This is a genomic window from Taishania pollutisoli, from assembly GCF_014518315.1.
GTDB classification, from domain to species: Bacteria; Bacteroidota; Bacteroidia; order Flavobacteriales_D; family Crocinitomicaceae; genus Taishania; species Taishania pollutisoli.
On sequence record NZ_JACVEL010000004.1, the window covers coordinates 219,629 to 241,038 of the forward strand.

Below are 21,410 nucleotides of genomic sequence, written 5' to 3' on the forward strand. Positions count from 1 at the left end.
GGGCAGTCGATGATTTGCCCGGTTTTTTATTGTTATTTCATAGCGGTACGAATAAAAATCAGGTAAAAATACGCTTTTGAAATCCCGGTGAAGTAGCCTATCTTAGTAAGCCAAAAACCCTCACTAATTATGCAGGAAAACATTCAACAATTGCTCGGCAATTTGCAGGATAACCGTTTTGTCCCCTTGGGGGAATGGACACAGATTCCGGTTGCGAACCTGACGAACTCCCTGCAGAAAAAAGGAAGAGAAACCAAAGATAAGGTATGGGGAACGCTGGGTTGGGAAAATGATGCGCCGTTCGGACCTTCCGGTGAGTTGGTTTTCTCAAGGGAAGGAAATTCCGATGAAGGATTGTACAATACGGAAACAAAAAACGTTCTGACCCGAAAAGAAATTGCAGATCTGAAAGCTGTTAATCCGGAATTGAGCATCCGAAGAAGAAAAGAAGTACACGAATATTATATCAATTTTGACGCCGTTGAGTTTTCACTTCCGGAGGTATTCAACCCGGTGGAATTGCCTCGTCTCCGCCTGACCGTATTTATTGAGCCGGATGAAGGGGCCATTGTGTATTTTCAGCGGAGCAAAAAAGGAGATTTTTTTGATGAAAACGCTTTCTCCGAGTATATTTTACATGAGCAGGAAAAAAAATCGACCAGGGACCGGCTGACCTATCTCTTTCCGGTAGAACCTAAATACATCCTGAAACCTGTACCGGGGGAAGAAGATCGCTACCGGCAATCTGAACGTGAAACAGGAATGAGTTTCATTGTAAAAGTGTTGGTTTTTAAACAAAAAAGAGGGTCAGAAAAGCAATTGTACAACCGGTTTCTGAAAACCATTAATCAATCAGAGAAGGGGAATACCAAGGTAGCCGGGAAAGATAAATACGCACTGTTGAGATTGGATCCGGTTAATGGTGCATTTAGCCCCATAACAACCGCTAATCAAATCGATCCGCACGCTAAAACCGTGTTACTGATCCACGGCACATTTGTAGATACGGCATCTTCTTTTGAACACTTGCTCAAAACCCGGTCCAGTGGAAAGAATGTATTGCAGGAATTACTTTTAAACAGGAAATTTGAGCAAATTCTGGCATTCAATCATCCCACCATATCCGATCATGCAGAAGGGAATGTTGCCTGGTTGTCTGCTTTTCTTCAACAACTGGGTATACAGCTGTCGCAACCTCTTCAGATCATTGCATCCAGTCGTGGGGCATTGGTGGCCGAATGCATGGCTTCGGATACCACGTTGCGTCATTCGGTTCCGGTAATCAGTAAAATTATGTTGTTTTCTGCGGGAAATGGTTGCGGTTATTTCAACCTGGGACATAAAATATCGCGGGCTCTCGCCATCTGGGGAGCGGTTTCTCCCGGTCCGGCCGGAAAAATAATCGCTTCCTTTGCGCAATTATCCGTGCAATGGTTTCTTTCACAACCAGGTTGTAAAATGATGACCATCAATAGTCCTGAGTTGAATGCGATCCTGTCCAAACCTCCGCTCAATCCATCTATCCGCTATACATCGGTTCTCGCTGACTGGCACAAGTGCCTGGTGGATGAAAAAGGTTTTTTCAAACGCGTGGGTAGCACCAGTTTGGATGCGGTTATACGCATTGCATTGGGAAGAGAACACGATTGGGTTATTGGTGTGGAGCAACAAAAACGGATTCCCGTAAATTCAGGTATTCCGGATCAAATCCTCCGGTATTCTACGCATGGCCGCTACCTGGAAGCAGGATATGTACGCGATGCATCCTGTAATGTTATACAGGATCCATATCAGATTCTGTATGATTTTTTTGATTAATAACCCAAAAGCTCTGTTCCACCATCTGACTTTTAGAACAAATCATAACAAAAAATCCCTTGTCAATACAACAAGGGATTTCAATGCTTTATACGTTCGATGAATGAACCAGCACTTATTTTTTGATCACTTTTCGCGTCATTTTTGCCTGTTTACTGTCAATCACTTCAACCAGATACTGTCCGGTGCTTAACCCCGATAAATTTACAGATTCCCGGGAAGTTACCTGTTGCTCCATTACCAACTTTCCTTTTTGGTCAATTAACCGGAAAGTACGTGGCTGAGCATCTGAAAAAATGACAGTCAGTTGTCCTTCTGTAGGATTGGGATACAGTACCAAAGTTTCTGCTTCTTGTTGCAGGCCTGAAACAGATAAATTTGAATTTTGCGTAATTGTACCAGTCTTATTAATAATATAATTCAGCGGATCAACAGCATTGACAGCAACAAAGTTTTCGATTCCGGAAATGGTAGCAACTGTCTGAGCAGAAGTAATATTCACGCGAACGATCGTGTCGCCTAATCCCCCGCTTCTAACGATTCGCACATCTACCGGATTTGTAAAAAGCGGTGTTACCGCAGGCCTTGAAACCGTCTGTGAAATGAGTACATTCACATCTGTACCGGTCGCATTGTACTGAACAGAATACGTAGGATACCCTTCTCCAAAGTACCATTGGTTAAAAAAGTCTGTCAAATCCAATCCGGTAGCCTGTTCTGCATAGGACTTAAACTCTAATCCTGTTGCGGTGCTGTTTGCGAAAGCAATCTGAAAACCTTTCAATAAGTCAAAGAACGCGGCATCGTCATCAACCAGGTAGCGCAATGTATGTACAATTGCCCCCCCTTTGTCATAGACCAGCCTCCCGCTGAAAATCGCACTTTCATTCAGGCTATCTGCCACCCAGGTACTTCCTCCCGGCTGTGACATTACATTGGTATGAACATCGTTCATATTGGTCTGTGCGGTGTTGAACGAATACAAATTCTCCAGCATCAGGTATTCCGAATAAGAGGCAAACCCTTCATTTATCCAGATATCCGCCCATGAACCGCATGTTACATGATTTCCCCACCACTGGTGCGCTAATTCGTGCGCCGTCAGTGAGCGTTCAAAAAAGCCTTGTGTCGTCATTGTCTGGTGTTCCATTCCCCCGGAAAGAGGAGCAACACAATGTCCGTATTTTTCATCCTGAAACGGATAAGGGCCGTACAAATCGGCAAATAATTCTATAAAATCGACCGTTTCATCAATGTCTTGCTGGAAAAACGGTAAAAATTGCGGATTATCATAAATGAAATTCTGAATCATGACAGGTTGAGGTGACCCTGCCGGATTTGCATAAACAGTGTATTCCTGGTAACTGGCAACTGCGACGGAAATCAGGTAGTATGCAATCGGGTGCCGGTGCATCCAGTGAAATGTTTTAAAACCGCCGACTGTGGTAACGCTGTCCAGTACGCCATTGGAACCAGCCATCAGGTGATCAGGAACAGTGATGCTGACCTGTACCGAATCAGCCTTGTCTTTGAGGTCTTGTTTGCACGGAAACCATTCCAGTGTAGAAAAAGGTTCGGAGAGTGACCAGGTGACCTGATTTCCCCAGGAAGGAGAAGAAGCATTGGTCATTCCGGAGCCACCCAACGGATTTGTCGCTGCCGTAGGAGGTGTTCCTGCATAATCCACGGAAACGACAAATTGGTCTCCCACTGCACGATTCAACGGAATGGAAAGCAAGGATCCGTACCGGGAGTAGGGAGTAGGGACTCCGTCGACTTCAATCGCATTAATGGTAAATCCACTGTAAAATTCCAGTAAAGCAGAATCAATTGCCTGTACAGCTGTTGCCTGAATTTCTACCACTCCTGATAAAGCAGTTGTTGTATTGGTCATATTCAAATCTAACCTGTAAAATGTGACGTTGTACTTTTTTTGTTGAAGTACCTGCGCTGCATCAACGTAGGGAGAGATTTTCAGCTGGTTGGAATACCTGGCCCGTTTGGAACAATGTGTTGCTGTTTCCTGGGCAAAAATGCCACAACAGACTGCTGTAGAGAAAAGGGAGAATAAAATTTTGTGCATGGTTTCACTTTTTGTTGACGCTAAAGTAAACTATTTAATTGACGCTGAAAAATTATTTTACGGATCAGTTACGCTTTAACGATTCCTAAAATTTTAAAGAGATTTCTTACCAGCGGAATAATAAAAAAGACCATAACGGGAACAACGATAAGCGTTGTGATCAACGTTTTTAGTGCGAAATGCCAGGATCCGATAAATGGGTGCAATAAGGAAGATACGATTAACAACACCGGGTAAAGTCCTGTCCAAATAATAGCCGATGTAATGATTTTCTGACGCATGTAATTTGAATTTTAAAGTGCAAATGTATTGAAGAATTGAGAATAATCCCACGAAAAAAGGGACATCAAAAAGTTGATGTCCCTTCCATAAAGAGATTGGATGCTTCTTGCTTATTTTTTATTGCTTTTCGCGATGAATCCACCCAGCATTTTACCTGCTTTGGCATACGCTTCGGAGATACGTGTACTTGTATCGAAATCATATCCCATTGCCTGTGCGCCCGGTACATTTGCCTGTGTATATTTTGCAACGACTTTCTTTGTTGCCGAATCAACGAAAATGTATTCAAAGCTAACACCCGCAGGTTTACTTGCAACTCCTACATTAAATCCCGGTTCGGTAAAAATAGTTTTTACGATCAATGTATAGTTTGCATTCTCATTGTTTCGGGAAGCTGTCAGGCCTGAATATTTGTTGAACAATTCTTCAAATTTAGGATGGTATACACGATCTCTTGAACCTTCCCAGCTTTCTTTCCACTTGTCTCCTTTTCCTGCTTCTTTCTCGTTGTATTCTTTTACTTTACTGTTGACGTATTCTTCTTCGGTTTTGAATTTTCCTACTCCCATGTCCTCATAGTTGTATTCAAGGTTCAATGTTTTCTCTGACTTCAGGAATGCTAAATCCCCTTCTGTTTTTATTATTTTTTGAGAAAACCCCATGCCTGCCAACCCGACAAACATCATCAATAACGTCATTTTTCCTATTTTCATAATTTTCAATTTAGTATGTAGCAAATATAGATGATAGTTTGACAATCTGTTAAATACAGCTAAAATAATTTGAAAAATACGCCGAAAGCAGTATTAAACAGCTTCAAAACATCCAGAATGAAAAGTTAATCCGTATTTTTGAAATTCTATAAAACACACATGCAATATAGCTTAACCAATTAATCAAGAAAATAGTTAAATGATATGAATAAAATCAGAAAAGACTGGAATGAGATAAAGATTAACGACAGCTGGGCGATTTTTAAAATCATGGCCGAGTTCGTAGAAGGGTATGAAAAAATGGCAAAGATAGGACCGTGTATTTCGGTTTTCGGATCTGCCAGAACGTCTGAAGATAATAAGTATTACCAGCTGGGAGTTGATATCTCCAGGCGACTTGCTGAAGCAGGTTACGGAGTAATTACCGGTGGAGGCCCCGGGATCATGGAGGCGGGAAACAAAGGAGCGCAAGCGGGTGGAGGAAAATCGGTTGGGTTGAACATTGATCTGCCTTTTGAGCAATTTCACAACAAATACATCGATGAAGAATCCAATCTGAAATTTGATTATTTCTTTGTGCGAAAAGTTGTTTTTGTGAAATATTCCCAGGGATTTGTTATTCTTCCCGGGGGATTCGGAACAATGGATGAATTATTTGAAGCATTGACACTTATCCAAACCAACAAAATTAATAAACGACCGGTTGTACTGATCGGAAGTGCATACTGGACCGGTTTAATCGACTGGATCACAAATGTGATGTTAAAGCAGGAAAATAATATTTCCGAAAAGGATCTGAATTTATTCAAGATTGTTGATACGGCTGAGGAGGCGTACAACTATATCGATGACTTCTACAAAACACACGAATTGACGCCTAACTTCTGATATGCAACTGAAGGAAATCATACAATACCTGGAGTTCCTTGCACCATTGAGCAGCCAGGAGAGTTACGACAATTCCGGACTGATCACAGGCAATGTGAACATGCCGATCACACAAGCACTAATCTGTCTGGACAGTACGGAAGAAGTGGTTGACGAGGCAATTGAGAACGGGTGTAACCTGATCATTGCGCACCACCCGATTGTGTTTCAGGGACTGAAATCCCTCACCGGTAAAACGTATGTTGAACGCGTAGTATTGAAATGCATAAAAAACGATATTGCATTATACGCCATCCATACCAACCTTGACAATTATCGATTTGGCGTCAATGACGAGATCGGACGCAGATTGGGATTGGAAAACATGCAGATACTGTCCCCAAAAGCCGGTGTTTTAAATAAAATTACGGTGTTTGTCCCGTTGGAAAACCGGGAGCAGGTTGCCCAAGCAATGTTTAATGCCGGAGCAGGTTCCATCGGTCAGTACAATGCGTGTAGTTTTTTCGGGGAAGGGACAGGAACATTTACTCCCGTTGCCGGAGCTAACCCTTACATCGGAACACCGGGAACGGCCGAACAGGTAAAAGAAAACAGGTTGGAAGTACTGGTTTCCACCCATCAACTGGCGGCCGTTGTATCAGCGATGAACGAAAGTCATCCGTATGAAGAAGTGGCGTATGACATTGTTGCGCTCCGGAATTCAAATGCATTTGAGGGGACGGGGATGATCGGAAAATTACCTGTTCCGATGCCGACAGAAGCATTTTTAAATTTGGTGAAAAATGCGTTCAATTGCGGAGTTATCCGACATACAAAACTGGTGAAAACTACGATTGAAACCGTTGCGTTCTGCGGAGGATCCGGATCGTTTTTACTGAAGGAGGCTATTCGTTCAAAAGCAGATGTTTACATTACCGGAGATTTTAAATACCATGAGTTTTTTGATGCGGAAGACAAATTAATCATTGCAGATATCGGACATTTTGAAAGCGAACAATATACGATTAATTTATTAAGTGCTATTTTGACAAAAAAATTTCCTAACTTTGCGCTTCGTTTAACGACGATTAATACGAATCCGATAAATTATTTTTAAAAATATATGGCAACTGCAACAAAGAAAGAGGCAACGGTAGCGGAAAAATTGGACGCACTTTACGAATTACAAAAAATTGATTCTGAGATTGATAGAATCCGTACAGTTCGTGGAGAATTACCTTTGGAAGTACAAGACCTGGAAGATGAAATCGAAGGATTGGAAACGCGCATTGCTAAGATTCAGGACGAAGTCAAAGAAGTAGAAGTAGAAATTTCCGACCGAAAAAATGCGTCAAAAGATGCGGAACTGGCGATCGGAAAATATAAGGAGCAGCAAAAAAACGTACGCAACAACCGTGAGTACGAATCGCTATCGAAAGAAATTGAATTCCAGGAATTGGAAATCAAATTGCACGAAAAGAAATCCAAAGAAGCAAAAGCGCGTATTGCTCAGAAAAAAGAATTGCTGGATGAAGCAAAAGAGCGATTGAATTTCAGAAAAGAAGATCTGAAAACAAAAAAAGCGGAGTTGGATGAAATCATTGCTGAAACACAAAAAGATGAAGACGGATTGGTAAAGTCTTCTGAAAAAGCAAAAGCACAGATTGAAGATCGTTTATTGGTTGCCTATACACGTTTGCGTCAAAATGCGAAAAACGGATTGGCAGTCGTTCCGGTAGAACGCGACTCGTGCGGTGGATGTTTTAACCAAATCCCGCCTCAACGGCAGTTGGATATTGAAATGAAGAAAAAAGTAATCGTTTGCGAGCACTGTGGACGTATTCTGGTGCCTTCTATTAAAGAAGATTAAGTTTAAACGACCATATTGGAAAAGGTATCCGGTTTTTCGGGTACCTTTTTTTATGCAATTATTCACATATCGCATTATTGCGATATAGTGACATCGGCAATTAGCAGATAGTACTATCTTTATACAGACTCAGAAAGGAAAAAAATACAGCATGAAATTCAAAGATTATAACATCAATAAAGCAATTCTGGAGCAACTGGACACCATGGGATTCGTTCGTGCAACAGACATCCAGTACAAAGCAATCAAACCGATTCTTGATGGTGAGGATGTGATGGCCATTGCACAAACCGGAACCGGTAAAACGGCTGCGTTTGCAATTCCTGTGCTGCATTTTCTTTCAAAAAAATCGAAGTACTCAGCAAGTAGCGTCCGTTGCCTGGTATTGGTTCCAACCCGTGAATTGTCCCAACAAATTGCAGATGTGTTTGTTGAAATCGGAAAAAAAACAGCGGTGAAAGTACTTGGGCTCTACGGTGGTGTGGAACAAGATCATCAAATCAATACATTGAAAAAGGGAGTAGATGTACTTGTTTCTACTCCGGGACGTATGTTTGACTTGATTGCACAAGGGCATTTGGATGTCTCCAATGTCGAATTCCTCATTCTTGATGAAGCTGATTTAATGTTGGCGATGGGATTCAACAAAGACATCCAGGATATTCTCAAAAAGATTCCGAAAAAACGCCAGACCTTATTCTTTTCAGCAACGATTGACAAAAAGATTAAATCACTTGCTTACGATGTCGTTAAAAATGCCATCCGCATTCAGATTTCTCCTAAAAACCCGGTTGCAAAATCGGTGGAACATGCTGTTGCGTTTATTGAGATGGATGACAAACGGTTTTTCCTGGAGAATATATTGAAGGAATATCCCGATAAACGAATCCTGGTATTTGTGCGTACCAAAGTTCGTGCAGGACGAGTTGTCGCGGCTATGAAACGGGTTGGCATAGATTCCGAAGAAATTCACGGGGGAATTGAACAAAAACAACGTTTTGCCATCCTGGAACGCTTCCGCTCCGGAGAAAACCTGATTTTGATCACAACAGATGTTTCTGCACGTGGAATTGACATTCCGAATGTTGATTATGTGATCAATTACGATTTGCCGGAGGATCCTGAGAATTATGTTCACCGTTGCGGACGAACAGGCCGTGGGGAAAAGAACGGTCAGGCATTGAGCTTTTGTGCCCCGTCAGAAGAAAACTTGCTCAAAGAGATAGAAGAATATACCGGTGAAGAAATTATGCACTACGACATCCATCCGGATGACTACAAGGAGATTCTCACGGATTCAGATGACCCGACTTACAATTGGCAAAAATTGATCGATCAGGCCAATCAGGAAGACGGAACGGAAGATAAGTGGTAGGAAATTTTGAATACTGAATTTTGAATGTTCTGGTTTTATTATTCAAAATTCAGTATTCAATAGTACAATTACGCCCGGTTTGCTTCCCGAACTTCTTTCACAGAATAATAGAACACCATTCCGAATCCGATTCCCAGCATCAAGTGAAAAGGAACCATTCCCAAATCTCCGTAAACAGCGCGGTTGATTGCCGTAAACAAGAATACAACTGCAAAGATTCCCTCCAGGATATTGACAAGGTTCAGTTTCTTCTTATCGTATTTATTTTGCTTGAATTCTGATTTGCGGGAAACGTTGAATTTTGGTGTGCGGACAAACGAACTCTTAATTCCCAGGTACCCTTCAATCACAGCAACCGTATTATTAATTGACATTCCCATCGACATGATCAGGAAGGTAAAGAAACGACCAATAAAATGGAAAAAAGATTTTTTCCCGTTCGCTTTGCGATCTCTGAATGAAAACCAATAATAAACCATCAGGAAAAGTGTACTGATAATGAAAACACTCATGAATCTCAGGATATAGTTCAGATCTGAGAAGCTGTCCTTTACATGCAATACTACCAAACTCAATAAGGCAACCATTAAAATAAATAAGAAAACAGAAGAGTTAAACAAGTGAGAAATTCCATGAATCCGGTCTGCTGTCTTCACCCCTTTTGTTGTCAACAAGCGCTTCCACATCTTTTTAAAACACTCTACTCCACCTTTCATCCAACGGTGTTGCTGGCTTTTCAATGCCGACATGGTAATGGGTAATTCTGCAGGAGACACAACATCTTCCAGGTACTGGAATTTCCATCCTTTCATCTGAGCACGGTAGCTCAAATCCAAATCTTCTGTCAGTGTATCGTGTTCCCATCCTCCGGCATCTTCGATACATGTTTTTCTCCAAATACCACCGGTACCGTTAAAGTTGATGAAATGTCCTGCCGAGTTTCTTCCTCCCTGTTCAATTGCAAAGTGTCCATTCAATCCGAATGCCTGCAATTCCGTCAGTAATGAATAGTCTTTGTTCAAATGCCCCCAACGTGTCTGAACCACACCAATGTGTTCGTCCTGGAAATAAGGCATTGTTTTTTTCAGAAAATCAGGCTCGGGGATGAAATCCGCATCAAAAATCGCAATAAAATCTCCTTCTACCCGGTCCATGGCAGCATCTAATGCTCCCGCCTTGTAACCTGTCCGGTCTACACGGTGAATGTGTTGAATATTGATTCCTCTTGCAGCAACTTCGGCAACTTTTTTAGCGATCAAATCTTTTGTTTCATCCGTTGAGTCATCAAGCACCTGAATCTGTAACTTATCGCTCGGATAATCAAATGCCGCACACGATTCAATGATTCGTTCTGCCACGTACATCTCATTAAACATTGGCAGTTGAACGGTTACTTTCGGTGTTGTTGCAGGATCAAAAACCGGTTCTTGTTTCTTTCCTAATTTTTTGTTCTTAGCATAGGTAATGGCCAGATTAAACTGCAAAATGCTGTAAAAGAATATCAGTAACAGGAATAATCCGTAAATCGCCAACACAATTTTTCCGACGAGATGCGACCAGTAATGCTCCTGTATATATACTTTTCCGGTTGCATCTGTCATTTTACGATCTCCCCAGTTAAACATCCACGACACTTTCAGATTGGCAGTAATCGGTTTTCCGAACGTAAAGTTATCTGCGTGGTCCTGGTTAATATTAAACGTAAATGTACTGTCTTTTTTGTATAACTTATCCGTTATCCTGAATTCATAGTTACCGAAAGGAATGTTTTTAAACTGGAAAAATCCATTTTCATTCGTAGTAGTGACAAAAGAATCCTTTGTTTCAGTATTCTTTAACATAACAGTAACATCCTCTACTACCTTTTCACTCTTTTCGTCTATCAGTGTTCCTTTCACCAATTTAGATACCTGGGAGAATGAAATACCGGTAACGGCAAGCAACAGTATCAACAGAAAATGTTTACGCATATATAAAAAATTAGTACAAAAAACAGGCAAAGTTATATCAAATCTTGTTTACTATAACAGAAAACTAAATTAAATCATTATTTCAATAAAAAATTGTATCTTTCGTTCGTAAACGATAACCCGGTTATACTTATGAAACATTTATTACTTTTCTCCTTATTCAGTGTGGTTATAACAGCATCTAATTGCTTTTACGGGCAAAGTGCAAAAACACACTTTGATAACAAGCCTTATGTTGAAGGTGAGTTTCTGATTCAGTTGACAACTGAACAAAGTCTGAAAAAATTAATTGCAGAAGCCCCTGCGGAATACAAATTAGAAGTTCTAAAATTTGTTTCTCCTCCCATGCGAATCTGGAGCATCAAATTTGACCATCAGGCTATTTCCCATGAAGGGATGCAACAATGGTTATACACCCGAAAAGAGGTTGTTGTAGCTGATTATAATTACTATGTTCAAATGCGCTCTACACTTCCCGGTGATCCAAGCTTTACTCAACAATGGCATCACAACAATACCGGACAGACCGGAGGAACGGCAGATGCGGACATTGATTCAGATCTTGCCTGGGACATTACGACCGGAGGAACAACAGCTACCGGTGAGGATATTGTGGTATGTATGGTTGAAGGATCAGGAGGGAATCTGAATCACCAGGATTTAAGTCCGAACCGCTGGATCAATACTGCTGAAATTCCGGGAAACGGAATTGACGATGATAACAACGGCTATATTGATGATTATAACGGTTGGAACACGGTTAATGATAATGATGACACAGGTACAGGGGCACACGGTACAAACTGTTTGGGAATGATTGGTGCAAAAGGAGACAACAACCTAAATGTTGCCGGAGCAAACTGGGATGTGAAGCTAATGGTAATTAACATGAGCAGTTCGCTGACGCAGTCCAATGTCATTGAAGCATATACTTACCCGCTGGTAATGAGAAAAAGATGGAACCAATCAAACGGTACACAGGGGGCCTTTGTCGTGGCAACCAGTGCATCCTGGGGAATTGATGGTGCGAATCCCGCAAGCTATCCGCTTTGGTGTCAGTTCTACGATACGTTGGGATACCATGGTATCATTAATATCGGTGCTACCACCAATTCTAACCTGGATGTGGATACTGCCGGAGATATGCCTACAGCATGTTCCAGTACGTACATGGTTGGAGTAGGAAGAACGGACCACAATGATAATACAGCCGGAGGATACGGGGATCAAACCATTGAATTCGGTGCACCGGGAATCAATGTTGTTACAACTGCCGGAACCAACGGAATTACAACAACGACAGGAACCTCTTTTGCTTGTCCGTTAACCGCCGGAGTTGTCGGATTGGCATATTCCATTCCCTGCCCGAGTTTTATGAATATTGTAAAATCGAATCCCCGGCTCGGAGCTGATCTGGTATTAGAAGCGTTAATAAATGGTGTGGATGTTAAGGCGCAATTGGCAACAAAATTTATCACCGGAGGACGTCTGAATGCTAAAAATACACTTGATTTATTGATGACGGAAACCTGCAGTACATGTTTTGCAGAAAACATCAGTGTTTCAACAACCGATGCTGCTGCAACCATCACATTTACGATTAATTCAGAAGTCAATTCGGTTAATGTGCATTGGAGGGCAGCAGGAGCTTCTTCCTGGGTAACAGTTACAGGCGTTACTTCTCCTTACCAGTTAACAGGGTTAGATGCCTGCAGTGCCTACGAATTTTACCTGGAAACAACCTGTACAAGTGAAACCGGGGAGTCTGCTATCACAGCATTCAGTACTGTAGGATGCGGAAATTGTATTGATCTGCCTTATTGTGATGCTAAAGCAACAGGTTCTACACAATCACGTATCGCGTTTCTTTCTCCGTCAGGAATTGTAACAACAATTACGACTTATACCGAAACCGACAATTGGGGAGGAGATATTGAGGATGGCTATGTATACGGTAATCTGGTGTTGATGAGCGGTAGCGGTACCAACACAAATGAAGGATGTGGTACACTTTCAAATGCTGCTGCTTTGTCCGGAAATATTGCTGTTGCAGTGAGAGGTACTTGTAATTTTTCAGAAAAAGCATTGAATGCTCAAAATGCAGGGGCAACGGCGCTGTTACTCATTAATAATCAAGGAACAGCACCTGCTTCTTTAGGTTCGGGAACAGGAGCGGCAAGCGTTACGATCCCTGTTGTAATGATCACTCAGGCACAGGGAGCCGGTTTATTGTCAACCATAACAGGTGGTGGGACAGCAACAGGATTGATGGGAGTTCAACACGAATGGATCGAGTCATTCGCTCTTGGTGGAACAACAATAACAAGTGGGGATAACAATGGCTATGCAGCTGCTGATGGAACAAATTCCTTTGCATTGGAAACAGGGACATCTTATCCGTTCACATTAACTCCGGGATTTGATGGTGAGGCACTTCCTGAATATACAAGAATCTGGCTGGATGCTAATCAAAACGGGACATTTGAAACCGGTGAGTTGGTTTTCGACCAGGGATCTGCCTCAATCGGTGCGGTATCAAATTCATTGACTGTTCCTGTAACAGCAGCTATCGGAAGTACACGTATGAGAGTTCAGTTGGCTTATCAGGGAACGGGGCAAACGACATTGCCGAATGTATGTGGTGACTTTATGTGGGGAGAAGTAGAAGATTATTGTGTTACAATCAGTGAAGGAGGGCAGGATACTACGGGAGTAGGGCTTGAGCAACTGACTGCGGATGATCTGAGTGTATTCCCGAATCCGTCAACAGATATTGTTTCTTTCAGCTGGAAAAAGCAACAAATCCCGGCTGTAATTAGCATTGTAGATCTTGTCGGAAAGGAAATGCATACAACACCATTGGATTCAGAGACGACGAAAATCAACGTTTCCGGTTTCGCTACGGGAACATATCTGTACCGCATTACCGGGGAAACAGGTCGTATATTATTTACCGGAAAATTACTCATACGGCATTAATACCATAACCTCTGCTAAAAAGCCTCTTTGATTATTTCAGGGAGGCTTTTTTATGATTAATGGTGTAATTCAAGGCCCCAACGCTATAGCTACCTTCGGGAAAACAATGAATGTAATTCTACGACATGCCCTCAATGGTATTTCGTGTTATCGCAATAATGCGATATGACGATTTGCGCATAGTATCATATGACGACAATTAAAAATGGTTCATTATGACCCACATTTTCCACATCCGCAGTCATCGTCTTTTTTCTTTCTGAACTGTTTCGAAAACTTCCAGCCTAAAAATCCTACTGCTGTGCCTACACATACTATGACAAGAATAAGTTGCATATCAAGATAACAATTGGAAGGATAAGAATGCGCCTAAATAAGCCAGAACTCCAAATAATCCTAACTGAAAAAATGTCCATTTCCAACTCCCTGTTTCTCTTTTTACAACGGCCATTGTCGCCATGCATTGCATTGCAAACACATAAAAGACCATTAGTGAAATACCGGTTGCAAGGGTGTAGACAGGAGTTCCGTCAGCACGTTTTTCTTTTAGTAATTTCTGGCGTAGCGGAAGATTTTCTTCTCCGTCATCGTGAACTGAATAAATGGTTGCCAATGAACCGACGAATACTTCTCTGGCTGCAAATGAAGTGATCAGCGAGATACCCATTTTCCAATCGTACCCAAGTGGCGCAATCACCGGTTCGATGGTTTTCCCCATAATCCCGATGTATGAATTTTCCAATTGAGCACCGGCAATTAAATCTGCCTGTTCCTCTTCGTCCAACTGGTTGACTGTTGCAAATTTCTCGGCAGTAATCACCGCTTGCTCCATCCTGTCACCCGGTCCGTAGGATGCAAGTGCCCACAAGATAATTGAAATCGCAAGGATAATTTTTCCGGCATTCAGTACAAACACTTTTACTTTTTCGAATACCGTAATTCCTACATTCCCCCAACGTGGTTGTTTGTATGCAGGCATTTCCAATAATAAATATCCCTTCGTTTTTGCTTTGATGACAAACTTTAACAAGGCAGCAATGCCCAAAGCTGCTATCACTCCCATGACATACAAGGCAAATAACACTAATCCCTGAAGGTTAAAAAAACCGAAAATCGTTTTTTCAGGGATAACCAATGCTATCAGTAACGTATATACCGGAATGCGTGCAGAACAACTCATCAACGGTGTTACCATAATAGTAATCATCCGCTCTTTCCAATCAGCAATTGTACGGGCAGCCATTACTCCCGGAATGGCACAGGCAACACCCGACATCAAAGGAACTACACTTTTTCCGTTCAGTCCGAAAGGACGCATCAACCGATCCATAATGAATACGACACGTGCCATGTATCCTGTTTCTTCCAGGATGGCAAGGAAAAAGAATAAAATTGCAATTTGGGGAACGAAAATAACGACTCCTCCGATTCCGGGAATAATTCCCTGGGTCAATAAATCATTGAAAATTCCTTCCGGCATGGATCGGGCTATCCATTCACTTAAATGCCCGAATTGCGCATCAATGAAGTCCATCGGAATAGAGGCAAACGAGAAAATAAATTGAAAAATGAGCAACAAAATTGCGGCAAAGATCAGGTATCCGAAAATGGGATGTGTTAAGATTTTATCTAATTTTGTGCTGTTTGTTTCCGTCTTTTTTTCATCTGCTTTTTGCGTCAGGATGCCCGGAATAATTGTATCAATTTTGGCAAATCGTTTTTCTGCCTCTTCCTCTTGTCTCGCCTGGTCATCAATAACAGCTAACGTGGCATTTTCTATAAAAGTAATACGATTCTCCGATTGCTTGGCTGTCGTAATCGCTTCAAGAATCCGGGTTTTCCCCAATTTAACACGCGCATTACTGGACACAATAACCGCATCGGGAAACTGGGATTGTAAGTTGTCTACAGCAATTGATAATTTGTTTTTGTCTGCCACATCAATCATGTTCAACACCATAACTGTGGGCAGTCCCAGGTCATAAATCTGTGAGAATAAAAACAAATTCCGCCGGAGATTGGATGCGTCTAAGACAACAACACATACATCCGGATAATCCGGATTGGCCGGATTGGAAAGCACATTGTAAACAACTTTCTCATCTTCGGAATGAGGATAAACACTGTATGTTCCAGGGAAGTCAATGAGTTGATGGCTGGTTTCGTTTATCTTTAATAGTCCCGTTTTTTTCTCAACCGTTACTCCCGGGAAATTTCCCACGTGTTGCCGCAAACCAGTCAACAGGTTAAAAACAGAACTTTTTCCGGTGTTCGGATTTCCTAAAAGCGCGATCTTCATTGTGCTGCTGTTGGTAAATGATTAAACGGTAACGTGAATTAAATTGGCCTCAGATTTTCGCAGTGAAAGAACAAATCCTTCGATATCGACTGCAATCGGGTCGCCAAAAGGTGCGGTGTATAAAACGCGGACTTTACTGCCGGATGTTAATCCCAATTCTAATAATTTTGAACGTAATTCGTCACCTTCTATTGATTGTACGACGGCATCATTTCCCTTTTTAATCTGTGCTAATTTAATGTGACCACTCATTATTGTGCTGACTTTCTGAAATTGCCGTAAAGTTAGCATTTTTAACCAATAAACCTTCCTTATTTAGAAAGATTATGAATTAGGTGTCATTATTTCGCCAACCACAAGCCCGGATTCAAGCTTGTAACAGTTGTTCCCACAACCTGATGGATCTCAAAATGTGACGTAGATAACGATTGTCCGTCACTGGTGACGAGCGAACCAATTACTTGTTTTGTAGATACTTTCGAGCCTACATTGACGAATGTACTTTGCAGATTACTGTATACCGTTCTGTAATTTCCGTGTTTCACAATCACCACTTTTCCTGCTCCCGGAATGTTCATCACAGAAGTCACTTCTCCTTCAAAGACAGCTCTTACCTGCGCATTTTTCGGTGCGGAGATATCCACTCCGTTATTATTTGTAAATACACCCGGAATCGTTGGATGCGGATTTTTACCATATCCTTCGGTAATGTTTCCTTTTTCAACCGGCCATGGTAGTTTCCCCCTGTTTCCTTCAAAACTTTTACTCAATGCCGCATTTTCTTTTGTCTCTGGCAATTCGACCGGTTTTGTCGTAGGTGTTGTTGAGGTAGTTGTATTCGGGGAAGTTGTCGTTGTCGGTTTAGCAGCATCAGCTTTCTTTTTGGCTTCCGCCTCTGCCTTTTTACGACGCGCCTCAGCTTCTGCTATTTCTTTCTTGATTGCTGCATCGATCTGTACCTTGAGGTTGGCGCGTTTACGTTCGTCTTCCTTCAGCTTCGCGATAATTTGTCCTTCCTGTGCTTTTAATTCCTGGTACACCACCTGTTGTTTCTGCTGGTCAGCCATGATCTGTTCACGTTCCGCCTTTTTTTCATCCAGCATTTTCGACTTGTACTCTTTTTCCTTTTCAATGTTCTTCATTTCCGTAGCGATCAACCGTTGATGTTGCTCAATTACCAGAAACTGCTTTTTGATCATTTCCTGTATTTTTTCCAGGTATTTCGCCCGCTTAATGGCTTCATAATAGCTGTCAGAAGAGAAAATGTACATCATTTTCCCGTATTTATTCCGGTGTTTATAGGCATAAACCAATAATTTCTTATATTGTTCCCTGAGCGTTTTCATTTCTTCGCTCAGTTGTTCAATCTGGTTTTGCTTCTCTTTAATTTTTAATTCAGCCCCCCGAATCTGGTTGTCGAAATTGCGAACCAATTGTTCCCTGTATGCGATCTGATTGTTCAGTAATTTCAATTCATTAAATGAAGACTCCGTATTCGACTTTGCTTTTTCGAGTAATTGTTTCGTATTGGCAATATTTTTTTCCAATTGCTGCTGTTCTCTCTTCAGTTTTTCACTGGTAGACTGCGCTATGGACTGTGAAGCCATTGCCATGCATAAGATTCCCAATATGATTTTACTTACACTTTTCATACGAATCAGGAATTACAATGATCATTTCTTTTGGAACGTTTAGTTCTACTTTATCGTATGTCATCGACAGCAAAATCTGGTTATTCGGTGTTTTGATTTCTGCCGTGATAATTTTCGGGGATGAGAAAAAATCTCCGGTCATGTACTCCGGATAATGGACTGCAATGGATACTTCATCTTTAAAGCTGGTAATTTCTACTTTTTTCAACTGTTTCAGATCCGGGCTGAGGTAATAGGAAATAAGCACTCTTCCTTCATCTTCCAGTTTTTTCTGTGTTGAAAGAATGTAATTGTACGGGTCGGGAACCAGATAATATTCCCGACCAGGATTGAAATTCAACGGACGCCCCAACAGCAATTCTTCGAGGTTTAAGTAGGAAAATTCTACTCCGAACCGGTTTTTAAAAAAATTCAGGTCTTCCAGGAGGTAACATTTCTCTTTCTTATTGGAAATCTTTACGGAATCCGTTGTGACCATTGCCGTAATAATCGGGATTCCCGCATAGGTGATCAAGGCGTTTACAGCAGTATCTTTTTGAATCTTAAGTGATGTTTTGAAGCTAATGTTTTGCTTATTATCTGTGTATTTTGTGTCAATTTTTGTCGACAGAAACTGTGGAACAGATTTGCTGATACTATCCAGCGCAGCGACCAATTCTTCTTCTTTTACTTTCGGAAGTTTTTCGTGTCCTTCTGTCAGTTTTCTGGCACACGACTGACTTCCGATCGCCAACACACCAATTAATATGTTAATCCAGATTTTCATGGTATGTTTTCGTTGCGATTTTTTTCTCAATTATTGTTCCTTTTGCTCCCAGTTGCACCGCTTTTTCCCAAAATTCCACTGCTTTGTCTTTTTGGTTCAATTTGGAATAAACATCTCCCAAATGCTCTGCTATTAAGTGTTGCTGATTATCCAACTCATATGCTTTCAGGAAATCGGCGAGGGCTGCTTCGTATTTTTCTTGTTTGAAATACACCCATCCCCGTGTATCGTAATAATTGGGTTGCTGGGGTGATTTTGTGATTGCCTGATTGGCTAGGCTCAGTGCTAGTTCCAGGTCTGTCTTCGCATTTGCCAGTCGGTATGCAAAGTTATTTTTCAGCAGGTTACTTTCTCCATCCAGTTTCACGGCATCCTGATAAAATTGTTTACCTTCCTTGTAATTTTTAGCTGTAAAATATGCTTCCCCCAATTGTCCCAGAAATTCAGCTTCCAGTTTTTTATCGTTCACTACCATTGATTTTCCGATGGTAAGTACATCAATAGCTTCATCTGCTTTTTTCAACTGAACGGCGCTTACTCCATTCAATAAATAAACAATTGGCATGGTTGTAAAGTAATTCAAACATTCTTTGCTATCCGTATACAGTTCTTCCCACATTGACGATTGGTATTCCAGCAACATCACCTGGTTCCAGATCGGGAATTGTTTTTTCTCGTATTGTAATGCCTTTCTGTAATTTTCCAGCGCTCCCTGCTCATCCTCTTTCTCCATCAGGTAATCTCCTTTGATCGAATACGACTTGGCATCTTCGGGGTGTAACAGGATCATCAGGTCAATCAGTTCCGCCGTTTCCTTCGCTGATGCCAGCGGTGTATCCTGTAAGCTGATGAGTAAACTCATTTTTGTATCCACATCTACATCCTGGCATTGAAAGGCTGCTTTGAATTCATTAAATGCTTCTGCTGTTTTCCCTTTTTGCCGGTAAATCTCCCCCAATGCAAGATGCGCCCTACCATTTTCCGGATCAGCATCCACCAACTGCTTGAGAAAATCAACCCCTTTGTTCATATCTCCTTTTTTGAAGTAATGATCAACCATTGTCGCAATGATCTGAGGTTCTTTCGGGTATTCCACTAAAACGGATTCCAATTCAGCCAGTGCTTCCTTTTCCTTTTTTAAGGACATGTAGAGGTTGTATTTCTCCAAAGAAAGACTTGGATTTTTTCCCATCACATCTTCAGCCTTATTCAACACCTGAATAGATTCATCTACTTTGCCTGTTCTCAACAAACAATCTCCGTACCCATATAACCAGCTCAGGTTTGTCGGTTCGTGCTCAACTAATTTTTTGAAGTATGGAACCGCTTTTTCAAACTGCTGTGTGTCGTAGTTTAAAACGGCTAATTCTTCTGCATACCAGATATTTTTCGGATCAAGTTCATAGGCCTTTGTTACCATCTGAATGGCTTGCTGATATTGGTTTTTCAGAGAATAGAGCTGTCCAAGCGCAAAGTATACAGCATCGTCATTTTGCTTTATCTCCAGGCATTTGTTAAATGCTTCGATGGCTGCATCCGTATCTCCTTTGATCTTTAATCGCATTCCATTGTGAAACGCTTCGATGTATGGAAATTCCGCCTGTGAATGGGGTTGTTCCTGTTTCTTTCCTTTTTTGGAAGACGAGGTATCGCTCTGAGCTGTTTTTCTTGTTCCGCACGAGCTGATAATCACCCCTGAAATAAGCACTATGACTGTTAGAAATTTCATCCTTTTACTGTTGTATAATCACCCATGCTCAAATCCTGCGCCACAGATTCAAAATGCGCGTGAGCACCGATCATTGAGTTGGCGATAATGGCATTTTTGATAGAGGAATGATGTTGGATGATTGTATTTTTAACCACTGATATCGCAATATTGCTATTTGCACCTATTGACACATGCGGACCTATCACAGAATTCGTTATCACTGCATTTTCTCCAATAAAACAAGGTTCAATGATTGTGGAATTTTCAATCTTTGCTGATGGAGCAATAAATAATACTCCTTTTTCTTTATCATATTCCAGTACTCGTTGATTGGTGAAAACCGTTACTTCTTTATTTCCGCAGTCCAACCATTCGATTACCTCACCCGGTTTGAATTTATACCCGGATTCAGTTAAACGTCTCAATGCATCCGGAAGCTGGTATTCTCCTCCTTTGATTACATTATTATCAATCAGGTATTCCAATTCCTTTCTTAATTTCTCTCCTTCCCTGAAATAGTAAATTCCAATCATTGCTAAATCAGAAACAAACGCTTTCGGTTTTTCTACAAAATCAATGATTTCTCCCTTGTCATTCATCTTTATTACACCAAAGGCAGAAGGATCTTCAATTTGTTTTACCCATAAAATACCGTCATCATTCGGGTCAATTTTGAAATCAGCTTTAAATAACGTATCAGCAAATGCTACAACGGTTGGCCCAATTAGCTGTTCTTTAGCACACAAAACGGCATGAGCTGTACCCAACGGTTCTTTTTGGTAATGGATGGAACCTTTTGCTCCTAACTTTTCTGCAACATTGATCAGTTCTTCTTCTACTTCCGTTCCGAAATCTCCGATTACAAAAGCGATCTCATCAATTTTGTTGTTTAAAACTGATGCGATATCTTCTACCAACCGATGAACAATTGGTTTTCCTCCAACCGGAACAAGTGGTTTCGGAACAGTTAATGTATGTGGTCTCAGACGACTTCCTCGTCCAGCCATTGGAATGATTATATTCAT

General features: G+C 41.3%; 16 protein-coding genes. 6 read left to right on the forward strand and 10 right to left on the reverse strand.

Features of this window, described 5'->3' with window-relative positions; translation table 11 throughout:
• Positions 1 to 129 precede the first annotated feature (129 nt).
• Positions 130 to 1,818, forward strand: coding sequence for a DUF7379 domain-containing protein (locus tag H9Y05_RS08090; RefSeq protein WP_216714000.1), 1,689 nt, complete (start codon positions 130 to 132; stop codon positions 1,816 to 1,818).
• Positions 1,819 to 1,933: 115 nt separating this feature from the next.
• Here H9Y05_RS08090 and H9Y05_RS08095 read toward each other — a convergent pair whose 3' ends face one another.
• The 3 genes from H9Y05_RS08095 to H9Y05_RS08105 all read right to left on the reverse strand — a co-directional run bounded on the left by H9Y05_RS08095 (position 1,934) and on the right by H9Y05_RS08105 (position 4,896).
• Complete coding sequence (locus H9Y05_RS08095; protein WP_216714001.1) at positions 1,934 to 3,901, reverse strand: M1 family aminopeptidase; 1,968 nt, start codon at positions 3,899 to 3,901, stop codon at positions 1,934 to 1,936.
• Between the two features lie 68 nt (positions 3,902 to 3,969).
• A complete protein-coding gene (locus H9Y05_RS08100; RefSeq protein ID WP_163489814.1) occupies positions 3,970 to 4,182 on the reverse strand; it encodes a hypothetical protein in 213 nt (70 codons plus the stop codon).
• 111 nt (positions 4,183 to 4,293) lie between these two features.
• Positions 4,294 to 4,896 (reverse strand): hypothetical protein, encoded by a 603-nt coding sequence (locus H9Y05_RS08105; protein ID WP_205729511.1) that lies wholly within the window; start codon positions 4,894 to 4,896, stop codon positions 4,294 to 4,296.
• Between the two features lie 204 nt (positions 4,897 to 5,100).
• Between H9Y05_RS08105 and H9Y05_RS08110 the strand changes: the two genes are divergently transcribed.
• From H9Y05_RS08110 to H9Y05_RS08125, 4 genes are all read left to right on the forward strand, one after another.
• Positions 5,101 to 5,784, forward strand: a complete 684-nt coding sequence (locus tag H9Y05_RS08110) for an LOG family protein (RefSeq protein ID WP_163489815.1) — start codon at positions 5,101 to 5,103, stop codon at positions 5,782 to 5,784.
• A gap of 1 nt (position 5,785) precedes the next feature.
• Entirely contained in the window at positions 5,786 to 6,880 is a 1,095-nt protein-coding gene (locus tag H9Y05_RS08115; protein ID WP_163489816.1) for a Nif3-like dinuclear metal center hexameric protein, read from the forward strand.
• A 6-nt stretch (positions 6,881 to 6,886) separates the two neighbouring features.
• On the forward strand, positions 6,887 to 7,633 hold the full coding sequence (locus tag H9Y05_RS08120; protein ID WP_216714002.1) for a zinc ribbon domain-containing protein: 747 nt from the start codon (positions 6,887 to 6,889) through the stop codon (positions 7,631 to 7,633).
• Between the two features lie 151 nt (positions 7,634 to 7,784).
• Positions 7,785 to 9,008, forward strand: coding sequence for a DEAD/DEAH box helicase (locus H9Y05_RS08125; protein WP_163489818.1), 1,224 nt, complete (start codon positions 7,785 to 7,787; stop codon positions 9,006 to 9,008).
• 68 nt (positions 9,009 to 9,076) lie between these two features.
• On the opposite strand, the gene H9Y05_RS08130 is transcribed toward H9Y05_RS08125, so the two are convergent.
• A complete protein-coding gene (locus H9Y05_RS08130) occupies positions 9,077 to 10,978 on the reverse strand; it encodes a glycosyltransferase (RefSeq protein ID WP_216714003.1) in 1,902 nt (633 codons plus the stop codon).
• Positions 10,979 to 11,110: 132 nt separating this feature from the next.
• On the opposite strand from H9Y05_RS08130, the gene H9Y05_RS08135 reads away from it, so the two are divergent.
• The gene (locus tag H9Y05_RS08135) at positions 11,111 to 13,957 is read left to right on the forward strand and encodes a GEVED domain-containing protein (RefSeq protein WP_216714004.1); all 2,847 of its coding nucleotides are present in this window, start codon (positions 11,111 to 11,113) and stop codon (positions 13,955 to 13,957) included.
• Between the two features lie 337 nt (positions 13,958 to 14,294).
• Here H9Y05_RS08135 and feoB read toward each other — a convergent pair whose 3' ends face one another.
• From feoB to H9Y05_RS08165, 6 genes are all read right to left on the reverse strand, one after another.
• Positions 14,295 to 16,256, reverse strand: a complete 1,962-nt coding sequence (feoB, locus tag H9Y05_RS08140) for a ferrous iron transport protein B (RefSeq protein WP_216714005.1) — start codon at positions 16,254 to 16,256, stop codon at positions 14,295 to 14,297.
• Between the two features lie 21 nt (positions 16,257 to 16,277).
• The gene (locus tag H9Y05_RS08145) at positions 16,278 to 16,508 is read right to left on the reverse strand and encodes a FeoA family protein (protein ID WP_163489822.1); all 231 of its coding nucleotides are present in this window, start codon (positions 16,506 to 16,508) and stop codon (positions 16,278 to 16,280) included.
• A gap of 89 nt (positions 16,509 to 16,597) precedes the next feature.
• A complete protein-coding gene (locus H9Y05_RS08150; RefSeq protein ID WP_163489823.1) occupies positions 16,598 to 17,908 on the reverse strand; it encodes a murein hydrolase activator EnvC family protein in 1,311 nt (436 codons plus the stop codon).
• Positions 17,892 to 18,674, reverse strand: a complete 783-nt coding sequence (locus H9Y05_RS08155; RefSeq protein ID WP_216714006.1) for a DUF4292 domain-containing protein — start codon at positions 18,672 to 18,674, stop codon at positions 17,892 to 17,894. The genes H9Y05_RS08150 and H9Y05_RS08155 overlap by 17 nt, the downstream gene beginning before the upstream one ends.
• Positions 18,658 to 20,403: a tetratricopeptide repeat protein gene (locus tag H9Y05_RS08160; RefSeq protein ID WP_216714007.1), complete on the reverse strand. Its 1,746-nt coding sequence runs from the start codon at positions 20,401 to 20,403 to the stop codon at positions 18,658 to 18,660. Before H9Y05_RS08160 ends, H9Y05_RS08155 begins: the two co-directional genes overlap by 17 nt.
• Positions 20,400 to 21,410 carry a sugar phosphate nucleotidyltransferase gene (locus tag H9Y05_RS08165; protein ID WP_163489826.1) on the reverse strand — a complete coding sequence of 337 codons (1,011 nt, stop codon included), beginning with the start codon at positions 21,408 to 21,410 and terminating at the stop codon, positions 20,400 to 20,402. Before H9Y05_RS08165 ends, H9Y05_RS08160 begins: the two co-directional genes overlap by 4 nt.